General features: G+C 55.4%; 1 rRNA gene. It reads right to left on the reverse strand.

Annotated elements, in window-relative coordinates:
* Window positions 1-55 precede the first annotated feature (55 nt).
* Window positions 56-2,453: ribosomal RNA gene (locus H292_RS0126595) — 23S ribosomal RNA — on the reverse strand; the annotation flags it as partial.

Below are 2,453 nucleotides of genomic sequence, written 5' to 3' on the forward strand. Positions count from 1 at the left end.
AAATACAACTTTCGTGTGTTGTTTCAGATATTGCACAGTGGACGCGTAGCTTCTTTGTGGTAAGTCCTCGGCCTATTAGTACCAGTCACCTGCATGCATTACTGCACTTCCAGTTCTGGCCTATCAACCCGGTGGTCTGCCGGGGGCCTTACCCCCACAAAGGGGGTGAGAAACCTCATCTTGGAACAGGCTTCCCGCTTAGATGCTTTCAGCGGTTATCCCTTCCGAACGTAGCTAACCAGCGGTGCTCCTGGTGGAACAACTGGCACACCAGAGGTTCGTCCGTCCCGGTCCTCTCGTACTAGGGACAGCCTTCCTCAAGTTTCTGACGCGCGCGGCGGATAGAGACCGAACTGTCTCACGACGTTCTAAACCCAGCTCGCGTGCCGCTTTAATGGGCGAACAGCCCAACCCTTGGGACCTACTCCAGCCCCAGGATGCGACGAGCCGACATCGAGGTGCCAAACCATCCCGTCGATATGGACTCTTGGGGAAGATCAGCCTGTTATCCCCGGGGTACCTTTTATCCGTTGAGCGACACCGCTTCCACATGCCGGTGCCGGATCACTAGTCCCGACTTTCGTCCCTGCTCGACCTGTCAGTCTCACAGTCAAGCTCCCTTGTGCACTTGCACTCGACACCTGATTGCCAACCAGGCTGAGGGAACCTTTGGGCGCCTCCGTTACATTTTGGGAGGCAACCGCCCCAGTTAAACTACCCACCAGGCACTGTCCCTGAACCAGATCATGGTCCGAGGTTGAGGTATCCAATACGATCAGAGTGGTATTTCAACAACGACTCCACAGTAACTGGCGTCACCGCTTCACAGTCTCCCACCTATCCTACACAAACCGAACCGAACACCAATACCAAGCTATAGTGAAGGTCCCGGGGTCTTTTCGTCCTGCCGCGCGTAACGAGCATCTTTACTCGTAATGCAATTTCGCCGAGTCTATGGTTGAGACAGCTGAGAAGTCGTTACGCCATTCGTGCAGGTCGGAACTTACCCGACAAGGAATTTCGCTACCTTAGGATGGTTATAGTTACCACCGCCGTTTACTGGGGCTTAAATTCTCAGCTTCACCACACAAGTGCAGTTGACCGGTCCTCTTAACCTTCCAGCACCGGGCAGGCGTCAGTCCGTATACATCGTCTTACGACTTCGCACGGACCTGTGTTTTTAGTAAACAGTCGCTTCTCACTGGTCTCTGCGACCCCACCCAGCTCACACCGCAAGGATGATCACCGGACGAGGTCCCCCTTCTCCCGAAGTTACGGGGGCATTTTGCCGAGTTCCTTAACCATAGTTATCTCGATCGCCTCAGTATTCTCTACCTGACCACCTGTGTCGGTTTGGGGTACGGGCCGTGTGAAAGCTCGCTAGAGGCTTTTCTCGGCAGCATAGGATCACTGAATTCGCCTCAATCGGCTACGCATCACCTCTCAGGCTGTATGAGACACGGATTTGCCTATGTCTCGCCCTACAGGCTTACACCAGTATTACCACTGACTGGCTCAGCTACCTTCCTGCGTCACCCCATCGCTTGGCTACTACCAGATCAGGTCCCACGCATCCACCCAGCGCATCACTCTCGAAAGAGATCCGTCACCGGGATTCAGGGCGGTTAGTATCACTGATTCACCAGGGGCGCGTTCACACGGGTACGGGAATATCAACCCGTTGTCCATCGGCTACGCCTGTCGGCCTCGTCTTAGGTCCCGACTCACCCTGGGCGGATTAACCTGGCCCAGGAACCCTTGGTCATTCGGCGGACGAGTTTCTCACTCGTCTTTCGCTACTCATGCCTGCATTCTCACTCGCACAGCCTCCACACCTAGGTCACCCCGATGCTTCCACGGCTGCACGACGCTCCCCTACCCACCCACACACCTGGCACCATCCCCGTAGGAACGATGCGGGCTGTTGTGTGAGTGCCGCAGCTTCGGTGGTGTACTTGAGCCCCGCTACATTGTCGGCGCAGGATCACTTGACCAGTGAGCTATTACGCACTCTTTCAAGGGTGGCTGCTTCTAAGCCAACCTCCTGGTTGTCTTCGCGACCCCACATCCTTTTCCACTTAGTACACGCTTAGGGACCTTAGCTGGCGATCTGGGCTGTTTCCCTCTCGACTACGAACCTTATCGCCCGCAGTCTCACTGCCACGCTCTCACTCACCGGCATTCGGAGTTTGGCTGATTTCGGTAAGCCGGTAAGCCCCCTAGACCATCCAGTAGCTCTACCTCCGATGAGAAACACGTGACGCTGCACCTAAATGCATTTCGGGGAGAACCAGCTATCACGGAGTTTGATTGGCCTTTCACCCCTACCCACAACTCATCCCCTCAGTTTTCAACCTAAGTGGGTTCGGTCCTCCACGACGTCTTACCGTCGCTTCAACCTGGCCATGGGTAGATCACTCCGCTTCGGGTCTAGAACACGCCACTACACACCA

It is taken from the genome of Rhodococcus sp. 114MFTsu3.1, from assembly GCF_000383555.1.
Classification (GTDB): domain Bacteria; phylum Actinomycetota; class Actinomycetes; order Mycobacteriales; family Mycobacteriaceae; genus Rhodococcoides; species Rhodococcoides fascians_E.